This is a genomic window from Pseudomonas sp. W22_MBD1_FP4 (assembly GCF_052113765.1).
GTDB classification, from domain to species: Bacteria; Pseudomonadota; Gammaproteobacteria; order Pseudomonadales; family Pseudomonadaceae; genus Aquipseudomonas; species Aquipseudomonas sivasensis.
Window position 1 is genome coordinate 81326 of record NZ_JBGQOI010000013.1, and the last position, 21965, is coordinate 103290.

At 49.3% G+C, this 21965-nt stretch carries 16 protein-coding genes; 1 reads left to right on the forward strand and 15 read right to left on the reverse strand.

Annotated elements, in window-relative coordinates:
- Positions 1-44: 44 nt before the first annotated feature.
- Genes ACEN2T_RS17545 through ACEN2T_RS17590 form a run of 10 tightly spaced genes read right to left on the reverse strand, consistent with a single transcriptional unit; the run spans position 45 to position 12580 of the window.
- The gene (locus tag ACEN2T_RS17545; protein ID WP_442117138.1) at positions 45-3158 is read right to left on the reverse strand and encodes a hypothetical protein; all 3114 of its coding nucleotides are present in this window, start codon (positions 3156-3158) and stop codon (positions 45-47) included.
- Positions 3155-5224 carry an ATP-dependent helicase gene (locus ACEN2T_RS17550; protein ID WP_442117139.1) on the reverse strand — a complete coding sequence of 690 codons (2070 nt, stop codon included), beginning with the start codon at positions 5222-5224 and terminating at the stop codon, positions 3155-3157. Before ACEN2T_RS17550 ends, ACEN2T_RS17545 begins: the two co-directional genes overlap by 4 nt.
- Positions 5199-6539: a hypothetical protein gene (locus ACEN2T_RS17555; protein ID WP_442117140.1), complete on the reverse strand. Its 1341-nt coding sequence runs from the start codon at positions 6537-6539 to the stop codon at positions 5199-5201. Before ACEN2T_RS17555 ends, ACEN2T_RS17550 begins: the two co-directional genes overlap by 26 nt.
- 21 nt (positions 6540-6560) lie before the next feature.
- Positions 6561-7235: a hypothetical protein gene (locus ACEN2T_RS17560; RefSeq protein WP_442117141.1), complete on the reverse strand. Its 675-nt coding sequence runs from the start codon at positions 7233-7235 to the stop codon at positions 6561-6563.
- 10 nt (positions 7236-7245) lie between these two features.
- Entirely contained in the window at positions 7246-7626 is a 381-nt protein-coding gene (locus ACEN2T_RS17565) for a hypothetical protein (protein WP_442117142.1), read from the reverse strand.
- A 17-nt stretch (positions 7627-7643) separates the two neighbouring features.
- Entirely contained in the window at positions 7644-8153 is a 510-nt protein-coding gene (locus tag ACEN2T_RS17570; RefSeq protein ID WP_442117143.1) for a hypothetical protein, read from the reverse strand.
- A gap of 25 nt (positions 8154-8178) precedes the next feature.
- Positions 8179-9552 carry a hypothetical protein gene (locus ACEN2T_RS17575; protein ID WP_442117144.1) on the reverse strand — a complete coding sequence of 458 codons (1374 nt, stop codon included), beginning with the start codon at positions 9550-9552 and terminating at the stop codon, positions 8179-8181.
- 11 nt (positions 9553-9563) lie between these two features.
- Positions 9564-10838 carry a DotG/IcmE/VirB10 family protein gene (locus ACEN2T_RS17580; RefSeq protein ID WP_442117145.1) on the reverse strand — a complete coding sequence of 425 codons (1275 nt, stop codon included), beginning with the start codon at positions 10836-10838 and terminating at the stop codon, positions 9564-9566.
- The gene (locus ACEN2T_RS17585) at positions 10839-11843 is read right to left on the reverse strand and encodes a DotH/IcmK family type IV secretion protein (RefSeq protein ID WP_442117146.1); all 1005 of its coding nucleotides are present in this window, start codon (positions 11841-11843) and stop codon (positions 10839-10841) included. It lies immediately after the preceding gene.
- A 2-nt stretch (positions 11844-11845) separates the two neighbouring features.
- A complete protein-coding gene (locus ACEN2T_RS17590; RefSeq protein ID WP_442117147.1) occupies positions 11846-12580 on the reverse strand; it encodes a DotI/IcmL family type IV secretion protein in 735 nt (244 codons plus the stop codon).
- Positions 12581-12701: 121 nt separating this feature from the next.
- Between ACEN2T_RS17590 and ACEN2T_RS17595 the strand changes: the two genes are divergently transcribed.
- Positions 12702-13799 (forward strand): DsbA family protein, encoded by a 1098-nt coding sequence (locus tag ACEN2T_RS17595; RefSeq protein ID WP_442117148.1) that lies wholly within the window; start codon positions 12702-12704, stop codon positions 13797-13799.
- A gap of 71 nt (positions 13800-13870) precedes the next feature.
- Here the strand turns inward: ACEN2T_RS17595 and ACEN2T_RS17600 are convergent, their stop codons facing one another.
- From ACEN2T_RS17600 to ACEN2T_RS17620, 5 genes are read right to left on the reverse strand one after another with little or no spacing between them, the layout of a single operon-like run.
- Entirely contained in the window at positions 13871-18337 is a 4467-nt protein-coding gene (locus ACEN2T_RS17600; RefSeq protein WP_442117149.1) for an LPD1 domain-containing protein, read from the reverse strand.
- Positions 18338-18347: 10 nt separating this feature from the next.
- Positions 18348-19682, reverse strand: coding sequence for a hypothetical protein (locus ACEN2T_RS17605; RefSeq protein ID WP_442117150.1), 1335 nt, complete (start codon positions 19680-19682; stop codon positions 18348-18350).
- A gap of 11 nt (positions 19683-19693) precedes the next feature.
- On the reverse strand, positions 19694-20758 hold the full coding sequence (locus tag ACEN2T_RS17610) for a hypothetical protein (protein ID WP_442117151.1): 1065 nt from the start codon (positions 20756-20758) through the stop codon (positions 19694-19696).
- Positions 20748-21389 carry a hypothetical protein gene (locus ACEN2T_RS17615; protein WP_442117152.1) on the reverse strand — a complete coding sequence of 214 codons (642 nt, stop codon included), beginning with the start codon at positions 21387-21389 and terminating at the stop codon, positions 20748-20750. The genes ACEN2T_RS17610 and ACEN2T_RS17615 overlap by 11 nt, the downstream gene beginning before the upstream one ends.
- A complete protein-coding gene (locus ACEN2T_RS17620; RefSeq protein ID WP_442117277.1) occupies positions 21386-21886 on the reverse strand; it encodes a type IVB secretion system protein IcmW in 501 nt (166 codons plus the stop codon). The genes ACEN2T_RS17615 and ACEN2T_RS17620 overlap by 4 nt, the downstream gene beginning before the upstream one ends.
- Positions 21887-21965: the final 79 nt, after the last annotated feature.

Genomic DNA, 21965 nt, shown 5'->3' on the forward strand with positions numbered 1-21965 from the left:
TACCAAATATTCACACAAAATCAAAGCACAGCCTCCTGTCATGTTTAAGCCGCTACTTGATGCCTCCGAAGCAGCTCTGCCGCAATTTGTTCTATTGCTTCTTGCCGACTCATAGAGACGCCAACAGATGCATCCATCTTTGCCTTGATCGCAACTTGTACGTCCGGTAAGTACTTGGACAGCACATTGCGCGCCCAAGCAGGGGATGGCCCTCTACGGTATAGGATACCACGAAGTGAACGCTCATCTGCTTCGTTCGCATATGCCCATCTCTTGATACCGCCCATCTGAAAGTGCAGTTTTAATCTCTGGACACCCTCAGTGGTTTTGAAAACTGCAAAGACCTCTGCACCTTTAGTTGCTGTTGGCTTTGTAATCTCCAAAATAGCATCACGCTCATCATTTGAGAGGTCCAAAATTTCCTGAATATCATTCGCGATATCCATAGACTGAGCAGCTCCGAAAACCAGGTAGGTAGAAGCTAGACCTAGCATGCCAGGCGGAAAATGCTTGGGAATTTGTGTGCCAAGCATGATACCAACCTGATACTTACGACCTTCCAGGCCAATACTGTCAATAATTTCCAAAGCACCCTGAACCTTGCCCACTCGGTGCAGTTCATCACCCCAAAATAATTTATCAATTTGGTCCTGGGCCTCAAGATACTGCAAGTGCCATTTGACCATTTCGTCCGGAACGCAGAATGCATCACGCCCAACGGAGATCTCACGGCCAGTGTCGCGCAGATTGACAAACAGGTCTTCAGTCTGGAGGCGCAGGGCAACGCTGAAAAATATAGAACGCTTCCAGTCATCATATTCACCCGTGCCTCGGCCAAACACACTAGACATATCAAACACACAAACACGGGACTCTGAAATGTCTACGTTTGTAATCCCCGCCATACAGGGGAACATTGCGTTCGCTGCCGCGATGCACTGAGAAACGGCGCTAGTAAGGTCCTTGCCTTTGTACTGAGATTTCTTGAAGCGGTCGGAGATACGATCAAGCACCAAAAGCAGGTCACCAAGCTGCGGAACAGCGTAGCGCTGAGCTACTTTAGCAGCATAAATTTTTGACTCATCTTTGTTGCGTGCACCATACAAAGCCAATGCATCAACGATCTCCCAATAGTACGCACCTTTTTCCGGTACATACTCGATATCAGAGAGCGCCTTAACAACGATAGGATCCGCGCCATTTTCTTCATAAACAATAGGGTTTGACTGACGCATGGATGGGTTTCGTTCGTCATAAGCCTCTTGAAGAGTGTCTTTGAGGATATGCATTACATTGACAATCGGCGCATCTTTAAAAAGGGACTGACAAATAATCCCTAGCCAACTTAAAAGGAACTGCTTATGGTCTTCTAGAGGACTACGCAAGCACAGCCGCGTATCCAGCATGTTCTTGACCATCGAGCCGTCATTGACAAAATCCTTAAAGAGAGCCTCATGCTTTCTGTCGGCCGCCAGCGAATCCCGAATCAAGTCGATAACGCCTGCCGATGAAGCACCAAAATCCAGACCTCGAATATAGGGCATTTCGCGAGCAAGCGGATGGTTTGCGAAATAGAATATGTGTTCAGATATGCAGTTGGATTTGCCGTAACCCTGCCCCCCCATAATCAAGGTCAGCATTGCGTTCTGCAACTTGCTCATCGGTTGATAGGGCATCAACACACCATCCGGCGTGCGGAACCACATTCCAAGTGATTTGTCCCAAAGACTCGCCGGCCTCATGATAGGAAGTTGAGTAACGCAGTCAAATTCAGTCTGTGGTGCCTTGGGACATATTGGCGGTATGGCATATCCTGGAGTAGCAGACATTGCTGCTTCGATTGCGCAGCCGTACATAGTATCGACTTGTTGGCCGCCCCACTGCTGTAACAAAGTCTCAACGTCGCGCGCGCGGTCTTGAAGCTCCGAAACGTCATAACTCGGATTGCCTTTGGAATCATAGAGAGGTTTAAGTTTAGACCAAGTGGTCGCAGCTAAACCAAAACCAAGTACAGCGCCTCCACCCTCTTGGTATAAATTAAGAGCCGAGTCACTCTTTGAAATCTGACGGTTACTTTGAGAAGCAAAAGAAAAAACCGACGCAAAAAGGCGATTCCAGTAATTTGCTTGGGAAGAGTTTGCCATAAGACTAAACGCAAGACGCACTGGCAGACGGCGCTTGTAACACATCGAAATAAAGGTTTCCAGGTGCTCTGCATTAGAGGCGACTTCTGAAACATACATCGGCGCATAAATCCTATCGCCAAGCACAGCGTAACGCCCCAAATCAATTGCGTCGGGAAGCATCTGATTAGAAAGTTTTGGTGGGAGCTTAAAGCTCCAATCGTTTGGCTTGCCATCAGAGGTCTGGAGATCCTTGATGGACTGCTTAACACCTTCGGTCGGTCGAAATTTAACATCGCTAACTTTAATTCGAGGGTTCCAACCAGGACTTGTCGAGGAAGGTATCAACGACATCCTCATCGCACGCAACGCGTCACGCGAATTAAGACGACTGAAAGCATAGTTTTTGCCGACTTCACTCATGAACATCATTACTTTGTTTAAGTGCTGTTCATGCAATGCCTCTATCGCACGTACACCGGCACGTAAATTCATAGAGTCGGAGCCCTTCGCCGCTTGCGTGATTTCGCGACGCCTCTCAGCAAGAGCGCTAACCTGATCTGCCTTGGGTAAAGAATCAATATGCGTAACAATGAGTAATAACTGATCTTCTTTAGCGCAAATTGCTCCATAAAGGTCAGCCTCTTCCATAAGAATGTCTTCAGAAACCAAGCCCCGACGCTTACCAGCCTCTACCATTACCTTACGACTGGATCGGGCTTCCTCGATCATTCCGTCGGGGTCAAACTCATAGAACCAAAAAAGATCAAAACCCGCCGCACTTTTAGACGCGCTCGAATTTCTGATGAATTTAATCCAATCCCCACGAAGAGACTGAAACTGGTCTGGAAAATATTGCCCCATGTAGCCTTTAATTTTTACAACACTCATGAGCGAACCGTTGTAGAGCGCGAGGATGTTGTCATTGTGCGGGCAGGCAATTGGGAAATACTGAGAGTGATCCTTTTTTGACCAGCCTCGCAGACCATCGTAAATATCCTCAACGCCTTCGAGAAACCGATCAGCAAAATTCATTGTCTAAATCCCAATGCAAAATTAAAAGCGCTTTTGATGTCGTGCACGCTACGTGAGTCTTGAAAATCGAGAGCATCAACTGAACTTGAGTTGCTTAACTGCGGAGAATAACCCATCTCATATAAAAACCGAGAAGGCTGATAGATTTTATCATCAGGCGCACCAGGAAAGGCATAACGATCTGAATGATAAAACTCACAAATAGCTTTTGCCCTTGTAAGGCCGACATATCCGAGTCGGCGCTCTTCCTCAATATGACAGTAGCCCGCATCTTCATCACTTACATCGGAGCGTGCATCGAGCGGCATGAGGCCTTCGCTCATACCTACCAGAAGTACGTGATCCCACTCTAATCCTTTTGATCGATGGATCGTGCTTAAAGTGATTTGACCAGAACCGCCTTGTGTTTGGCCGGAATCACGCAAAGCAATTTCGACGGCAATATCGCGCCAAGTTAATTGTTCCCCTGACGCAACACGTTCAGCTAACTCTTCATCAATATTTTTGCTTAGAAGCTCTAACGTCTGTTCGCGCCTCTCCCGCAGCAAATCGTCTTTCTCTCGCTCCAATAACGCCATCGGCCCGTCAATTGCCCAGAGGATAAATTCCTTAGCCGATGAACACATTAAAGCTTCTGATTGGATATCACCCATGAATGATTTAAGAGCTGCTATGCGCCCAGCAGGGAGCCCTGGAAGCTCAGCGGGCAGGTTGTACAGATCTGCCCCTGGCGTAGACTCCATCCAGTCGCAAACGGTGTAGGCACTTGCCTCGCCAAAACGATCTATGTATGGGACCAACGATTTAAGTGCGTTCGTGTCCTGCGGATTTCGAGCCAGGCGCACTGCGTTTGTGATCGCAACGACCTCGGCACGATCAAATAAACTCATCCCACCTACTACATGATAAGGGATGCCCGCCTTGCGAAAGGCGGGCTCAAGCAGGACTGCCATACGGTTGGTTCTGTATAAAACAGCGATTTCTGTAGCTGGAACACCGTGAAGGAGCTTCACGCGAACGCCTTCAGCGATATCTCGCGACATCTCCCAGCTATCAGCAAACTCGCTTAGCACGGGATCAGTACCTTCAGCGCCCTCTGAAAAAGGCGTCTTATCTAACCGACCATCGTTGTGCTTGATTAACTCGTTGGCGATGCTGACGATAGCTTTAGTTGAGCGGTAGTTCTGTTCAAGTCGCAAATCATGCGCGTTAAATTGCCTCTGGAAACGACGAAGATTACTGACATCAGCCCCACGCCATCCATAGATAGACTGATCATCATCACCAACGCTCGTAACTGCGCAGTGACCTTTGGCAATTTTCGCAACGAGTTCATATTGGATGCGGTTGGTATCTTGCGACTCATCAGTAATAATCGCTCCTAGCCCATTTCTTACCTGCTCCGCAAATAAGGGATCTCGAACTACCTTAAGCAGAGGTAGAAACAGTAAGTCATCAAAGTCAAGAGAATTTGTCTTTTGCTTTGACTCCTCATAAGAGACTAAGGTTGACCATGCCATTAATGTCTCTTCGTCAGTCAGCTTATGAGAAGCCTTAAGAGCGCTGCACAGTTCATAACGGTTTTTCTCATGATTTCTAACATCGAAACCGGCTTGACGTTTAAGGCTCCATGTCCCCAGCCAATTCATCGGATTCAGACGTTTCTTATCGGCGCTCTCTAGCTTCTTAGGAAGACCAGCGTCTCGCGCAAAAGAACGCATCAGTCGTTTTACATCAGTATCATTAAGTAAGGTAAAGTCAGCTGTTAAATCAAAGGACTCAGGACTTGATTTTATCAGTTTCAAGCCATAACTATGAAAGGTGTCAAACTTTATATTAGCTGGAACAATGCCACTCAGTCGCTTTACGCGCGACTTCATCTCAGCCGCTGCTTTATTACTGAACGTAAGCATTTGCAAATGATGCTCGGGCGGTAATAGTGAAGCAAGACGTATTGCTCGCCTGGCAATCACAGTTGTTTTGCCAGACCCAGCCCCAGCCATCACCAGAATCGAATCTGCCAGTGGATAGTTAACAATTTCATTTTGCTGGTCGTTTAGCTGCATGTCGTGCTAACTCCATTTCTTTAAGACACGCCTGATCAACCTGAATACTCTTGATGTGATCACCTGATGAAAGTAGCATTTGCTGAATATGCAAAGGGACCGTTTTGTTAGCAGGATACATTTGTAGACCCGGAACAACTGCCGGGTATAACAGTCCTAGCTCCAGAGCAGCCTGGGGAATCAAAGCGCGTACGGACTGTGGGCAAACCACACCTATTCGTCCGTTCCCATATGTAGTGATCTCCATGCCCAACGCCTGCAACTTAGTTGCTGCCAAAAGGCATCGCATCCTATCCTCTGCTTGAAGCCAAGCAGTTGAAAGAGTCTTAGAAATACCAAAACTTCCAGAATTTTTTCTAAGGGTTCCTACCCAAAGGTTCTCAGATGCAACACCATAGGCATATGAAATGGCAGACCTTTTTGTACGAAAGGTTTTCAACCCGGTACTTTGCCATCCATCAGCAACGGCAATTTGTAGCACTTCCACATCACCATGGCTTGCCAACAACGACAACTCTGGCAAAGCACACCACTCCCGAAAGTTTCTTGCATCATATTCACGCCCGACGCCAGAGCCCTTTTTGACATCCATCGCGCCGGCGCCATAGTTCATCAACTTACCGATTGAATCTTCCAAGCCATGTACTTTCACGCGCGCAAAAAGCGGAACCGACTGTTCGTATGCCCATTCGACGATTGCCATCGGATTGTTCCCATGGGCCGGCAATGAATGGCGTTGTACAAGCTTGATATCACCACTTGGCAACGGGACTTCAAGCATCTCAGCCGCCCAAGATGTTCTGGGATACCAGAAACTGAAAACGTCCGCGTTTTCATAGCGGCGGGACCGCTCACATGCAGTGAAGCGTTGGCCAGCTTGCTCAGCGACTTGATACACAGCCATGCCCTTAGGCGGCTCAGCACTACCGTACAGCTGGCCAACAGCTTGCGCCATTCCGTAAGCAGGGTACTGGGTAAGGCCAAGCTGGCTTTTGAGCATCTCAGCCGCGCAACCCAAAATTTCAGCAAGAATCGCCACCTGGTGATCCATCGTCAGAACCTGGAGTCCCAGCTCATGAACCATTTGGGACAGCCTTGTTCTGAAATACCCGTCATTCGCGATCCTAGGTGTCCGGCCTAGGCCGGCTTCGTAGAGCCCTTCATGACTCGCATTAGTTACCCAGAGAGTTTGGGATGGCAAATCGGCTGCTGACGAAAAATTAAAGGGGCTACCACCATATTCACAAGCGATGTTCTCAGCTCGCGAAAAAGGAGAGGCCCCTTTGAACAGTGCAATTCCGATCTTTGAAGCCATGCCGAATCTCCCTTACTTCGTTCAAATTTTAGCTTCGATTGGTTTGTAAGTTGACAATAACCAATAGTGGCACTGTTTCTTCCAAAAAGCTGAGTTCGGCCAAAAACGAACTCCCTTTAGCACTTCGTCTCTAAACTCGTAGTACTCGATTGGCAAGAGAGATAAGGCACGTGCGAAATCTGAGTCGTTATCATTTTTATAAAGGGGGATATTGCTAGCTAAAAACGGCTTCCTGATCCGAAACGCTAGATCGATCTCAAGCAACGTTTTGGCATGGTCGTGACCAACATCCATACTATTGATCCCGACAGTCACATAGCTAGCAACCAAGCTTATTTCGGCCTGAGAAACATCCGGTAGCCAAATCAGATTGCCAGCGACAGGAAGCACCTCAGCATGGTCGCCTCTGTGCTCCGAGACGGACCAATTTATTGAGAGCGCGGATGCACAGAAGGGACAAAGGCAAATAGCTCCTTCAAATTTCAGCGCTGCAAGCCCTGAATGAGAGACATCAACTGGCACCATATAGCCATGAGGCACCTTTTTACTGGCACGGCTAACAAAACCACAATATTTGCAAGCAAATCCAGCAGCTCTTAGGACGTCCATACCAACGTCCTTTAGCTGTTTATTATCATGCCAAAATCCTTGGATGATTTTGCCTGCCAATTCAGGATTGTCGACCGTACCAATCATTATCCCTGCCTCAGTAATTAATCCCAAGTTCCGACATTTGCGATTCTGCGTCACCTTCGCCGTTAGTCGCACTACCTGCGAAACCGAGGACGATAATTGGAACAACTACAGCCAGTGCTCCACCGAGAACAGCGAAGAGCTGCCATGTCAGCGGCTGTTGTTGTTTTTTCGTTGAAATAGCCGAAAGGATTCCCCAGCCGGCAAAAAATATGCCCGCCGCTGCAATAAGCAACAAGATGATCGGCACAATGATTTTAGCTTCAGACTTCCATCCGGTAGCAAAATTCGACAACAGCGTCCCCCCCGCAGCCGAAGCGGTACTTGAATAAGCCATCAAAACGATGGCAGCGAGTGGGACAACGGCCTTAACGACATTCATTACACGTTTCATTCAACATACCCCTGCTATTAATTGAAAAATCCAAAACCGGTTGAAGCTTCTACAGCTGATGCAATATGCAACACACAAACCAAGGCTGTTCCTGCAACGATTCGGGACATCGCCGAACCTATGACATCACCACGGGCTTCTATCGAAACCGTCCCGAGTTTAGATAACATTAAATAACCACGACCTACGGTCACGTAGCCCGTGATTACCATTATTCCCAGAGCAGCCATAATTGCAGCATCATATGATCCGCCGCCTGAGGCATATTCTGATATGCCCATGGGATCAGAGTTAGCCCACAAAGAGCCAGACCAGGCTTTAACCCAGACCATCAAATCGACGAGGCTAGATCCGCCAATTAGTTTCCAAAAAATATGCGCCCAAGGGGTAACTAACCCGCTATCCCTTCTTCCTAACTTAATGATGTCTGTGATTCCGGAGGCGGCGATAATGACGCCGATGGCTGCAAACAAATAGATGATCGAATCAAGAATAACCGGGTATTCCTGGCTTAGATTCATCAACATGCTTACGAAGTCCATACTTACCTCATCACCGTACGATCAAGCCGCTAGTTGTGCACACAGTGCGTGCATTGGGGTCGAAGCTTTTCACGGTGCCGAAGCCGGGAACTTCCATATCAACTCGAACCATAACGCCCTCTCCGTCTGTTCGTCGAATGTAGGCGGCTGATGCCGAGACACCTTTTACGTTCCAGTTCTGCGATATTGCTTTAGCGCCGCAGGCAGCAACTTGTTTGTCACCCCCTAAACTCGAATTTTGTACTGCGTGGCCTGTACTTGGCATCGAAGAGTTAATGGCTGCGTTTGCAGGCGCCGGATTTTTGATAAGAGACCGTGTCTGCACCATGTCTCGATTTTGAGCTTTATCGACTGTCTTGGTTGGTATTTTAGGTCCGCCGACAAGCACCATTTTTCCGTTGCCCGCGCCACTTGGGCTGCTTTGCTTTTTAACTGCCGCAATTGCAGCTGCTACCGCATCCGATGTGATTGCTTTAAATCGTTCGTCCGACTTGACCGTGAATGCAGCCAGCTTTTCACTTAGCCCCTCGATTTGCGTGCCGTATTTACGGTTCTGTTCAGAATCGTTTTGCACTTGCGATTTAAGCGAAGCTACTTCACTACTAACCTTGGCCAATGCGTCCATTACCTGGAGCAACTGGGCTGAATTCTTTTTAAGATCCTGATTAATAGTTCCAAACTGATTGTTGGCCATCAAGTCTACTTGCTGAGGCGCAAGTTGATTTTGCTGCTGAGATGAAACTACATTGGTCGGCTCAACAGCTTGTATTTGCTGCTGTCCAGCAACCTTTGCCATGTTGTCGTAAAACTCGTCCTCATCCTCCTGACTCGTCCGTACTGGCGCAACCGAGAAGGCACCTTTCTGATCGCTTTCGTGCTCTGCGAGTGGTTGACTGGTAGCACCGTTAATTGCCCCCTGAACTCGGCGTGGGGTCGCTTCAATTTGTGGTTCAGTAGTCACAGAGCCTGGGCGAATGGCATGCTCCTCAAAATCGAAGGACTTACGTTTTGTCGAGGCTGGGTGCGGATTCATAAACCCGTAAGCCAGCCAGCCCAAAACGCCAAGGATGAGCACCCCTACGCCGCCTATAATCAGCCCATATTTGATCTTTTCGTTCTTCGTAAGGCCAGCAGGGGCCTTTTTAGGATTACCGATTTCCTGGTCTGGTGATTCAAGCTCTGCCCTAAGCAAATCGCTTTCACGTGGATCTGCGCGGAGTGGCTCTTCGTTCTGTTTATGACCAGGGGCTGCCTGTTGATCCCCGTTGCCTGTGATCGCTTCAGCAGAGTTCTCGGGATTTCGGGTCGAAAAATCCTCTTCCAGGAAGCCGTAGTCCTTGTCTGCATCAGGTGATACTGAGGTTGATTCTGAATGGTCGTTCATGTGAGCCCTACTTATTTGTCGCCGCAGACATCGTCCATAAAGACAATGCCGATGGTGTCATTAACTTTCAAAGAGACTGTTACAGGTCGATCTATACGGCTCTTAAAGACATCACCGATTGACTCACCCAAGTCACCAACCGCCATTTTCAACTCACGCGACGTGTCCCTAGTTGTGTTTTGGACTACGTTATCCCCTACAAAAACCGTGTCGGTATTTGAATTAGCCTGAGCAGCTTTACCCAGTGCGGCCAACGTTGCCCCCACACCCCACCATCCGTATCGATAGAGCGTGTGGTAATCAACATCGCCGCCAACCGCATTTAAAGCTGTTTCGGTATCCAAACCAATTGCATCGATTTTGCGTGGATCATCTTTACCAAATAAAGTAGTGAAGCTGATCCGATTCCATTCCTCTTTGCGTACAGCTTCGCCTTTCAACCTATGTAGTCGTAAGGGGCCGTTTATCACTTCAACAATCAGCGGTCCGCCGACGTCACTGCTATAGGCCATTGTAGATCTTGCCATGTATTGGCGCCCAGCTCGAACCACAGGATTCTTACACTTGTTTGCAAGCTCACCGTTCATATTGATCTTGCTATCGTAGTCGGTTACTTCATTACGTCCTGTGGAAGAGGTTAAATTCTTTGTTGTATTCGATTTTACTGTTGCATATGACCATGATTGCGAATCAAGTTGAGGCTCTTCGGTTTCGTTTTGTAGAATGCGGGTCACAAGTTCTTGCGTTCCTTTCGGATACACAATTGTTACATTCTTGCCTTTAGCGGGTGCACTCTCGGGCTGTCCGCTACTGTCATTTGTTTGATTGCCCGCTTTAGATATCCGATCTGGATTTCGGAACCCTCTTTGCTCCACAAATGGATTATTATCTTCATCTTCTGTGAGGATAATCGGGTGTGCTGACGGATCGGTTTCTTGCTCATGCTGAAGTTGTTGATTATTGAACCGGTCAGCCTCTTCCCGCTGCAAGTTACTTGGCTTACCTGTTCTCGACGTGACTATATTTCCTCCGTCCGTTACTCCGCCCCCGACAGCTTTCGCGTCACTCGCAGTAGTGCTGACAAAAGCCCATACACATGCACTAAGCATAGCTGCAACTGCGACACCAATGAAAAGCAGTCGTACCCTGTTACGAGGTGAAAAAATGGATTTAACTGCACTTGCACCGCCTGTCCCTGGTATTTCTACTGTACCCCTGCTTGAAATACGATCCCCATCAGCTCCGCCAATGTTTTCGAGGTCAAGATCATTTATTTCTTTGTTCATTTAGTGACCGCTTCCTGACATGGATTCTGCAAACGTGCTCGCCTGCTGACTACGCTTTATCATTAGGGTCACGGATTTTCCCTCGTTGTTTGTCGCCATAATCGTAGGACTAGCTGGCAACTTATAGGCTCGGTACCGGCCATTCGCATGAGTAACGCCTGCTACCTTTGGTGAGTAAACGGACAATGGGGTTTGGAGGAATATGGTGTTATCTTTAAGCCAAGCTTTTCCCTCCCCCCCCTCAACCACCATTAACTGGCTTCCTATCGGCCCGATCCCATACAGCGCGTTATTTAAATCAGCATCAGTTCTAGTTCCGACGATTACTTCGTCACCGCGATTGATCGACTTCAAATCGGTTTGTGGCCCCACCTCACTGATTTTTACCGTTGCTTCTTTATGGTAGACCCCAGACTTCCCCTCTAACTGGATGGAAATAGGTGTAGATCTATTAACCAGGTACACGGTGATGTTTCCCGTCGCCCCATGTTTTAGCGCGGTGATATTCAAAGATCCCGCTTGAGGATCATTGATGTCAATTCCATTCACTGCGGTTTCGCCTTCCTTCTCTTTATCGGACTGAGGATTTCCCTGGGGCTCAGCAACTCTGACCACAAGTACACTTTTTTTAAGAAAGTTTATACTGCGACGAATTGGCCACGGCTTTCCGTATGCATCAATAAAATTTACAGAAGTGCTCATTCCGCGAGCGATTATAACTACTGGGGTTTTGCTTTCTGGATCACTACCGACATTGAAAACCTCTTCGATATCCAAAAGAGGTTCTGCAAGGTTGTCGAATGTGTCAATCACAGGCGTCCGGTATGACGCGGAGTTCTGAATAACTGCCTGCCTGACGTCCAAAATTTGCTGTGGGCTGCCCTGTAATATACCTTTAGCAGCTTCAAGTGGGTCACTAATAGTGACCACCTCTTCTGTCTCTGCTGCGGAGAGAATGGCGCTAAATAAAACACAAGCCAGACTAACTACGATATGCAAATTCAATTTCATTGCCCCTGAGATTCAGACCGAGGACGAACTCGAAAACTTTCAACCCACAAGCCATCGCCGCGAATAACCAAAGAAACTCTTCGAATTTTGAGGGCAATAGTCAGATCCATAGTGCCCCTAGATTTACCGTCGATATTTACTCGATAGGGTACCAATACAACCCACTCGTAATAACCAGTTTTGTTCAGCTTGTAGGCCCGCATTTCTGGCATATTCGTTGTAGCGAAAATCGTACCTTGACGTTCTCGTGTTAAGTAATCAGTTAGACCGACTTTTTTCAGGCTCCGACCAAATGCATCTCGGCCACCGTCAGACAAACAGAACGAGTTGTTTTTTAGTGTTACATCCCAAGGCTCTACGTATGAGAGCCGGTATATGCTTTGTACGCATTTTGTTGCCCACTCAAGTATTTGCTTGTGCTCATAAATGGGCTCGCTCAACAAGGGCAACTCGCGAATTCGGCCGTCGACGGTTTCTCCCAACAATTTAGTTGGGGGCTGGTAAGCATATTGGACTGCATTTCCGACCATGGAAAACCCAAGCAACACGGTCAGTCCTGCGATAAGGCGGTTTTTAACCGTTTTATCTTCTCGCGCAGAAAGGCCTGCCTGGATCACGGCAAGGAGGCCGTTCATATCCAGAAGCTTTTCCAGCAGGCTGCCGGCGCTCTGTGCCCCTGAGCCCTGATGGTTTTCAGCTTGGTTTTTACCAGCTTCAGTCGAGTTTCCCACGTGCGTTCCTTTGGTTCGAGCCGCCTTGCCGACTCCAGATTTTCGTATCCTAGCAGGATTCATTAACTGCGTGTAGTATCATTAAACGATGTCACTCAAACGCTAGAGAATCTTCACTTTCTTGCTGAAAGCACTTTTTGCCGCGCTTCTCAGCTCTGCTCAACAATTACACGAGGAGTTACTAATGCCCCCAATGTCTCAGGGTCGAAAGCAAGTATTGTTCGGCCTCGCTTTGATCGGATGCCTCGGCGTCGGTGCAGCCGGAATGTTTCTGCTCATCAAGCCGTCGGCTTCTGAACAAACACAATTGATGCCGGCGGTCGAACGTCCTACGAAGCTTTCAAAAACCGACGCCGATACGTCCCTCATCACCCGCCTCATTCCTTCTTCGGAAATCAGGGGGGTAGAAAAGGTTGAAATGGGTCAAGGCACATGGATGTGGGAAATTGACATGCTCGCAGACAAAGCCAACCCCAAAACGGCTGGCTTTGTGTACCTCTCGGCTGATGGCACCAAAATCTTGAACGGCCCGCTGATGGATAAGCGCAGCCGAATCATGTCGCTTCCTGATGAACCAACTTCTGGTCAGGCTCCGCACGAATATACAGAAGATGAATCGCGCGAGGCTCAAGGCCAGCAGGCACCGTCACCTCAGCAAAGCCCCTCCGCACAATCTGGTGCGAGCGCTGACGCAATCGCACAGAAAGTGAAGCGGGCAGCAGCACAGCGGGAAGTTTTCTTGTCAGGCATTGAGCAACTCCCTTACATGAGCACTAGCAAAGGCTCTCATCCCATTTATGTTTTATTCGATCCTCTTTGCACTGCATGTGCAAAGTTGTACAAGCAGCATAAGGCAATTGCTGAAGCCTATGATGCTGAGTTCCGTTGGATCCCTATTTTTAATAACGAGCAGAGCTACCCTCTCTCCGCATTACTTCGAAAAACCTATGAAGAAAATCCTACACGCGGTTTGGAAATGCTCGACCAAATGCTTTCCAAAACATGGAAGGCAGAAGAGCACTTTGCAGATATTGCTGCTTTGACTGAAGGTGACTATGGGCTCGTCAAGCCTGCCGCAGCTGTCTACTTGGCCATCACACGCGAAATACCTGGTATCGGCACACCTTACGTTATGTTCAAGAACAATCAGGGCTTGGCCGAGGCTTTCGGTGGTGTACCGTACTCGACGGACTGGGCCTCGCTCAAAGCTTTGAAGTAGCAGAAGCATTTACTCAGTTTGAAAATAAAAACCCCATTCTCATGGGGTTTTTTTTGGTTTGAATATGGTAATCACATCCTCATAGAGGGGCCAGGCGAAGGCAGAACAACCATCTCTTGCTCCGGCGATCTCAGCAGATGAACAGAGACCCTTGCGCTTGCCTCCAGGCCTGATGAGACCCTTTCAGCTAAATCTCCCCGCATGAATTGCTTGAATATGCTTTTCGCTTTTTCAGCACCCAGTATTGCAGCTACATCCAATACGCCGTCGGCAAACCCTTTAACCCGATAGAATTCTACAAGCCGAGTTTCGCTCATATCCAATTTGCCTTGAGCCCAGAGTTCAAAAGCGTAAGCCTGCATTTCCAATTGATTGCTCAGCGCTGATGCAATGCACCCCTCTGACATCTCGTTGGCACGCATCGCATCTACCACCAAAGCACTCAGTCCCCCGCCGCCACCGAACGCCTCTCGCATTACTGTGCGCTCCTCGGGCTCTAAGAGCGTCGCTTCACAAGCATGCCATGCCTCGTGATAAAACGTGCCTCTGTCAGCGTGAGCATCATTCAGCCCAAGGAGGTTTATCGATGCCTTGTATAGCCCCGCCTTCCCGCCTGGCTCGCTAAATACCATCAACCTTGGCTGTGACCTCTTGAATAATCGATCAAGTTCATTCATTGCAAGATCAACCAGGTCTTGCAATGGAAGCGGCGCGGCGCTCGTGTTTTCTGAGTGAAGAACAGGAATGTCTATATCACCAAGGAGGGGGTGGGCGACTTTACGCACCTCCAGCTCAATTGCATCGAGCAGGGGCTCTACCCAACGACTTATTCTTTCCATGTGTTGCTTCGAAGGGTATTCGCCCCCCCCTTTACCGGCACGCACCAGGTAGTCGTTGCGCTTGCCCTGGAACTGCATTTGATCGACAACCCACATTTCCATAGCTCGGGCAAACATCTCAGCGGGCTCAGCCCAGTAAGATCCTAGCTCTGCTGAGCACTTCATCATGTCCGAAAGCTCTGTGTAATCGTCGATGTTGTTTAAGTCTCCCCCCGACCTCACGCTACGCATAATCGCGACTTGAAGATCCCTGAACGCTTTTCTTACTGGTTCTCTTAACGTGGATCCTGTGAGGATTGGAAGCGGACCAGGCACCTGCAAGCCGTAAGCGAAGGTGTTTAAAAGATCTGTAGGTCGTCCCGTATGTATATGGCCAAAGTGGTTTGCCACTGCATGCCAATACTCATGAGCTAGCGACCCATCGCCGCGCATGCGCGTGAGGTTCATTGCGTAGTTGGCTGGCTCGAAATGCGCTGAAGCTGAATTCGCACCACCGACACCTCTCGATCCGATACAAAGCCCCAATCTGCCGCCTAGACTCAATGCCATCGGCTCCCAACCAATTAATTTGGCAAAATCCATCATTGAGTCGTAAGACAAATTCAAATGCGCTTCGCGCTCCAGTTGGTTCGTCCAGTTCCCGTACTCAACCCCGCTGAAAGCGAATGTTTTCAAGAAATCCTCTGATACCACCGACTTGCCTCCTCGGTAGTCCTCTCCCTCTCGAATTACCTCACCTCGTTGCACTCTCGATTGCTCTGGGGCTCGTGCGATTCTTTTCTCTTTCAGATACTCGGCCCATGTCGCATCTTTCATTAGTCGGGCCATGGCTGTTGACCGACTGGCGAAAGGCTCAAAGCCACGTAGAGTCAGGCCGGCAATTCCTCGGACTTTGAAGTCGCGATACTCATACGACTCCCTAACCGGCTCGGTCAGACAAATTGTCATCGTTATGCGCTTAAACTCCGCATTAATTAGCGCCTTGGACTCAATGAATTCTGGCTCACCAGGGCTTGCATCTTTCAAGACGCCTGAGCGGATTTTTTCAATCAGTCCACGGAATTCGTCGCGCGCTGATGAAACAAGATCTGTAAAACCGCGCACGTGCGTCATGGCGGGCGATTTTGGCTTTCGTGGCAATGCTTTCCAAAGGACGTCTAGAGCAATCGCTGTTTGGAGCTGAATCCCCTCATCACGCATCTCCTCGAAACTTTTGCGCGGCCAGATTAACTCTCGCTTTAAATACTTCTCTTTTTGTTCAGATGTCATGCGACTGGCGTGCTCTATAAGTGCACTTGTGCTGAATCCTCTAATGTCTTTTTTTGCAAACCCAGCGACAACCCCAGCATCTTCATATTTTTGACCGGAGGAAACTTGATCGCGCTCTACAACTGCTCGCTCACCTGCTAGCAAAGCGCAAAGGCCAGGGTCTGAAAACGCAACTGCATCCAGGGCGATTGCGGCGCCTTTAAGACTATGGCGCTGCTTCAGGCGAACAATTGCCGCTCCCAGCACAGCGTCCCTACTCTCTGCCAAGGAAGAGTCTCGGCCGGGTACTACATAGCGATTCATCCTGATACTGCGTCCGGCAGACAGAAAAACGACAGAGCCCTCGTACCCTCGGATTTCTTCGGCTATGCAGTCGATTTGTTTCTTGAGAACAGCCTCAGGGATAAGTTTTGCTTTTTCTTTAAAGCCACTTCGCAGCTCATTCTCGATCCATGCATTTAGCTCCCCCGTATCAGCTCTACGCGTAGATTCGATGGCCGCGTAATACCGATTAACTAGAGAAAACTGACTCAATTTCCTGCGGGCAAGCTCAAGCTCATCAGTTTTATCTCCTACTAGATCGGTACTATTTAAAAGACCGATTGCTGTAGTCATTGCTTGAGATGCCGCATTAAAATCTGTCAAAGGCAGAATGTTCACCACGTCTTTCGAGACGAACGAAAGGCCCGGTACGTCGTTTGCTAAAGAAAGGTGCATGGTGCCTGGATATTGCATGTGGCCCAATGCTAGCGAGTAGCTTGCCGTATGTTCTTCATCACTATTCCCAATACCGCCATTGAGACTCCGAAGCACGGATTCGAGAGTAGAGACCGACACCGTAATGCTTGAAATCCGAAGGCTTAAAGATGAACGCTGCACTACTTCATTGTCGCTAGGGACTATAAAGTTGAACAACTCCATCGAGGATCTGGGGTCAGCACTGTTAGGATCTGAAATGTGCTTCGCTAGTAGATTTCGTCCACTCGCCGCTGTAAGAATTGACACTAGTTGATCGCGAGTAATTGAACCGCTGAACCCCGAAAGCGCAATATCATTGAGTACGTTCGCTACACGATAACTCGTTAATAAATCTTTGGGTATCGATGAGCCAGTGTTCGCCATCCGACCTAGAGCGGCAACATCACGCTCAAAGCGCTGAATATTCAAACGATGAGAAGCATCGAGCCTTAAAGCGGTCGAGTCGTATTCCAGGAGATCGCCTCTCAGCACCGGCAATCCATTTACCCCATCGCAAATTGCATAGAACCCAGATGAGTTATAGTTGCCGATACACATCTCGATTTGGCTTTCTGATTCTTCCTTTCTGAAATGCCTTGATAGACAGAACCCTATCCCAGTCTGACCATAATAATGTTTTGACAGGGCATATAGATCGCTTTCAATTCGTAGAAGCGCTTCAAAGATTTCTTCACCCAAATGACCGATTTCAGCACTTTCAAACAACTTCTGCTGTATTTCTTCCCGCCAACGATCAGACGGAAAAAGAGTCTCCGAAAGCAGCTTTTTAACGGCGACTCCAGTCTCTTCGGTATAGCCTTCAAGCGAGAAGTCAGGGGGGTTTGCAGTTTCTGAATCAGGCAACAATGGTGCCGTCTGAAACCCTACAGCCATACCTTGATCAACATCAGCGATTACTGATTCCCAGGCATGACCTGCGTCTAGAAATTGAATTTGCTGACGTTCAACCTTCAACAATGAGGCTACTGCTACGCCAGCAACAAATCTCGGTCCATCCTCATAAACCCAAGCGTCAATGTCAGCCTGCCGCAGAGTCATGGCTAAGCGACCTTTATGAACTATGCCGTTACTATCAGCCCAATGCACCGAATCGCCACTGCTGATTACAATGCCGCCGCGAACCTGAATCGGTTCATTCGAGACGCCAGACCAGCCTCTGGCGATAGCAAATTCAAAAGCCTCATCTGCAAGTACTCCCGTAGCCTGCATTCTGGCGAACGCCAGTTCTACAATAGCGTCGGCCTCCGGAGTTTCATCTCCAGCCATCGCTGACTGAACATGAGACCATGCAGCTGATCTGGTCGATACACCTTGGAAGCTGAGTTCAAATAACACGCCGTCCAAATTATTTTGCCACAGCCCTGCAATCGCATCCTGCACTGTGAGCGGGACAGTGTTTGGCTGAAATTCGTCCGGAGTATTCAGGACATCTTCTGGACGGAATGCTTTTAATATTATGGAGGGCGAGAGGTACTCGTATTCAGAGGGGGCAGTTGCCCCCATCCGAAGCCATGCGCGACTGCCTTTTTTAAACCCCAGTTCCTCTAGACGATCGCTCCATACAGCCGGTGCGCTTTCGACGGCCGTAACCAACTTCCCACGTACCAGTACAGGGTTAAATAGGGCTTCAGAATGAACGCCCCAAACGGAGGGATATTCTGTGTCATGCATGGCCATCTACTCACATGCCAGGGCGAGGGCCAAAGCCCAAAGCTTGAGAGGCACGCTGGAAAAGCTTATCTATCGCGCTTGCCAATTGTGCTGCGATATTACTTAGACGGTCGCTTAAGCTCACGCCATTGTGATCACTCATCGACTCCAGCAGAGACTTATGTTTCTGCTGTACATCGCTTATCCGACGGGTAATCTCAGAATCGAGTTGATCAGGAGACAATCCGGCAGCTGCGCCCACAACCGCCGCTTCCGTCGACTTTGTCGCCAGGCTACCGAGGGAAGTGATCAACTCGTTAAACATGCCCTTGTTGGCGGGCAGCTCAAGGAACTCATTCATGAACTCTGTGCGCTTGGCGCCCTCCAGCCCTTCAAGGCCTGCTGATAGCCCGTTGGCGTTCATTTTGACCATCAGCGAGTCCATGTTGTGGGTGATCTGATCAATTTCTCCTGAAAGCTTGCCATATTGCCGCTGGCGTAGCCGGTTGTTAATAGTGGAGCCGCCGGACTGGACCATCTTTGCAAGACCTGCGAGTCCAGCCCCCCCGAGCATGCTTAGGCCTTGAATCAAACCTACCCGGATTTGCGATTCCGGATAGTTTGCATTTGGTCCGCTGGATTGAACGTTGGCAATCCCATCCATTAGCTCTGCGCCGTTCATCTCGCGCGCCATCGAAAATGCACCCTTTAACTTCTGATCATGTAGGTGCGACCTACTGTCCGTATCCGGCGGGCTCTCATCTTCATTTGTTGCCGATGGCGTTGGTTGCAGTTGCTCCATTGTTGCTCCCAGCACCTCACTCGCCGGACGAAATTCTTCGTCAAAGTCCATGTCCGTACCCAGTGGGTCGGTGGGAATAGGGTTCAGTGGAGCTTCGCCTGCCAGCTCAACCGGCTTCTCAGGACTCGCGTCAACACGAGCGCCAGCTTCTGGCTCGTCAGCGGCTGAATCAGATACGGCGGAAATTTCCGGGATGGGGGGGCGCTTTGTCAGCGGAGTCCCCAATTCGGGATCGGAAGCATGCTCTTCAATGAGCGCGCCAATCGAAGGATCATCTAATTCATCAAAGTGCAAATCATCTTCAGCACGATCAGCAGAAAGACCCTCTTCCATGCGAATGCTTGTGAAAGCCCGGTTTAACAGCTCCTCGATGCCAAGGCTATCTAGCGCCGGATCGTCTAGTTTAATCAGGGCGGCATTCTCATCAGGGAGCGCAATTGTCGGGCGTTGAGCATCCAGCACATCTTCGAAAGCGGTGTAGTTCAACGGTGTCTCCACATCGCTATCGGCTACAGCGGTGTTCGTGGATTGTTCAACCTGGAGGAGAGAATCGTCTTTGCTCATTTCGTCACCCGTTATCGAGACTGCAAGTCTGTGTTTGAAACTTCGCGGCTTTCTTTCATTGCCGCCAAAATATTGCTTTGCCGCTGAAGAGAGTTTGCGATCCCTTGCTGGTGGAGCATCTCAGCCATTTCCAGAGCAAGTTCTTTGTTCACAGCTTCAGGGCTCGCAGATGCCGAAATCTGCTTAATCCAGGTCGGAGAAAGGGCTCGATAACTAGCTGTCATCTTCTCGATCTGATAGTTAGAAAGCTGCCCAGTAGTCCAGATCTTCTTGGTGTCGTCGTCCATCCCCTCTGTGAAATAGCTCAGCTGGTCTTTGAATGGATCGGACTTAACGAATTGAATGCGGTTGCTCTCGTCCTCGTCCAGGATGGATTGAGCGGTGAGCTGCCTGGCCATGAGCGCATACGAATGGGCAAGGTTGTCCTTTTCACCCTGGGACCCTTTTTTCTTGATTCGTTGAATTTCTTCTTCGGGGGGAAGCTCAATCGGGAACGGATTGATCGTCGCGTCCTTAACCTTGCGATGCTCTGCAATAGCTGATGCATCGTTGGGAATGGGCGATCCAGAGATGATAACCTCGGCCGGGTTTATATCTTCCTCACCGAGAACCTCGATCACCTTCTTTATCGAGTACTCTTTCCGACTCTCACCAGGTGGTAGGTTTGCACCGCGATAGTTGTTGGCTTGCGTCTTTTCGACCAACGCTTTGCGTAGCTTGTTCGATGCGCCAGTAGACCCTGATCTCACACCGGCAGTGGCTGTTTGTGAGCAGGCCAAGCGCGGCTTCGCAATCGAGGGGTCCATCTTGTAGGCATTTTGAACTCGCTGCTCGGTAACGCCAGTACCCGAGGCAATGGCCGTACCAAAGCTCGCATTGGTTCGCATTATGTAATCCATGCCATTCAGCAGCGCTTCAGTTTGCAGGCGCTGGCCATCCAGAATGCTGTGCGCAGCGTTGTATGCACTCTCTTGGCAGTTATAGCAGTAGACAGGAATACCATAGGCTGAGCATTCTCCGGCCAGCGCCAGGAGCGCACCACCAATAGCAGCACGAAGCAGGTTTTTAGAGTCCATCGAGTGCGCCCTTTAAGCCGTCTCTAACGCTGTTCTCAACGCGAGGAGTACGGTCACTTGTTGGGTTGGGGAGAAATTTCATTGCGCTGCCAGCGCCCTCCCGCGCGTACTCCATTGCCTTCTGCTTCGCTACTTGCGCCACTTGGTCGCTGACTACTTTACTGAAGTCATAGCGGTCAACCTGGGTGCCGCCTGATCCGTCTGTAGTTCCCCCAATGCCAACGGAGGCAATGCCATACGGATCGCTGACGGTGTACTGAAGCTTGCCAACTACGCTGGCGATGAAATCGTTGGCATACTTACAGGCCATATCGCGAATTTTCGCCATGATGCCCCCCATCAAGCCGCCCATAGACGGGATCCTTAAACGTAGCAAACTGTCCATCGTGTCCAGGATTGGTAGGCAACTGGCATCTTTTACGGTTGGGGCGCTTTCAATCATCTTGGCCATCGGCTTCGATAGGTTTTTTTCGTATTCAGTTACCGCCATTTCGTCCATTTTCTTGCGGTTTGTATCCATCATTTCGTCGATATCGCAGGCGCTGTCGGTCGGCGCTGCTGCGTACACGTACTGATGCGGCAATGTCACGCACGCTACAAGCGCCAGCGCGATTAAGGACTTGCTTTTCATGCTCGCGTTTCTCTGATTGTCCGGATTGCCTCAGCAATCGAATTGGTTCGCTCACCGCCAAAAACTCGGCCTAGCAGTTCACTGCGATGAATAACCATCACCCTTTCGAAAAATAGGTCGGCGTAAACACCGGCCTCCCCACCTACACGCCCAAGTGCCAAGACGAATCGGTTTACAAAATTCGGCGAATTTCGATCCATCACTTCCAGCAGCCGAAAGAACCTGCTGGTTTCGACCCAAGCTAAAACTTGAGCTAGCTGCCCCGCCACATACGGTTTATGCATCTCACGCACGGCGCTAGGGTCCTCACTCAAAGAGATGAGCTGATGCAGAACGCCGAGAAGCTCTTTATCACCATGCTTCTTCAACCAGATCTCCTGGCTGTCCATCCATGTCATCAACCTGGCCAGTGCCGCACCCAGCTCAAGCCAGCGCGTTGCGACCATTTCACTGTCCAGCAACTCACTTGTGTCGGGTGCCACATCCTGGCCCACCATATCGCTCACCGTGCTCACCATAAAAGATTTTGACTAGGTATCATGATTTTATACCATAATGAAACAAGCTTTCCTAAAC

Bases quoted from the DNA above. Each gene is read 5' to 3' on its own strand.
- ACEN2T_RS17605 (WP_442117150.1), bottom strand. From the start codon at position 19,682: ATGAGCAAAGACGATTCTCTCCTCCAGGTTGAACAATCCACGAACACC.
- ACEN2T_RS17620 (WP_442117277.1), bottom strand. From the start codon at position 21,886: ATGGTGGGCCAGGATGTGGCACCCGACACAAGTGAGTTGCTGGACAGT.
- ACEN2T_RS17555 (WP_442117140.1), bottom strand. From the start codon at position 6,539: ATGGCTTCAAAGATCGGAATTGCACTGTTCAAAGGGGCCTCTCCTTTT.
- ACEN2T_RS17545 (WP_442117138.1), bottom strand. From the start codon at position 3,158: ATGAATTTTGCTGATCGGTTTCTCGAAGGCGTTGAGGATATTTACGAT.
- ACEN2T_RS17610 (WP_442117151.1), bottom strand. From the start codon at position 20,758: ATGGACTCTAAAAACCTGCTTCGTGCTGCTATTGGTGGTGCGCTCCTG.
- ACEN2T_RS17570 (WP_442117143.1), bottom strand. From the start codon at position 8,153: ATGTTGATGAATCTAAGCCAGGAATACCCGGTTATTCTTGATTCGATC.
- ACEN2T_RS17580 (WP_442117145.1), bottom strand. From the start codon at position 10,838: ATGAACAAAGAAATAAATGATCTTGACCTCGAAAACATTGGCGGAGCT.
- ACEN2T_RS17565 (WP_442117142.1), bottom strand. From the start codon at position 7,626: ATGAAACGTGTAATGAATGTCGTTAAGGCCGTTGTCCCACTCGCTGCC.
- ACEN2T_RS17575 (WP_442117144.1), bottom strand. From the start codon at position 9,552: ATGAACGACCATTCAGAATCAACCTCAGTATCACCTGATGCAGACAAG.
- ACEN2T_RS17560 (WP_442117141.1), bottom strand. From the start codon at position 7,235: ATGATTGGTACGGTCGACAATCCTGAATTGGCAGGCAAAATCATCCAA.
- ACEN2T_RS17550 (WP_442117139.1), bottom strand. From the start codon at position 5,224: ATGCAGCTAAACGACCAGCAAAATGAAATTGTTAACTATCCACTGGCA.
- ACEN2T_RS17600 (WP_442117149.1), bottom strand. From the start codon at position 18,337: ATGCATGACACAGAATATCCCTCCGTTTGGGGCGTTCATTCTGAAGCC.
- ACEN2T_RS17615 (WP_442117152.1), bottom strand. From the start codon at position 21,389: ATGAAAAGCAAGTCCTTAATCGCGCTGGCGCTTGTAGCGTGCGTGACA.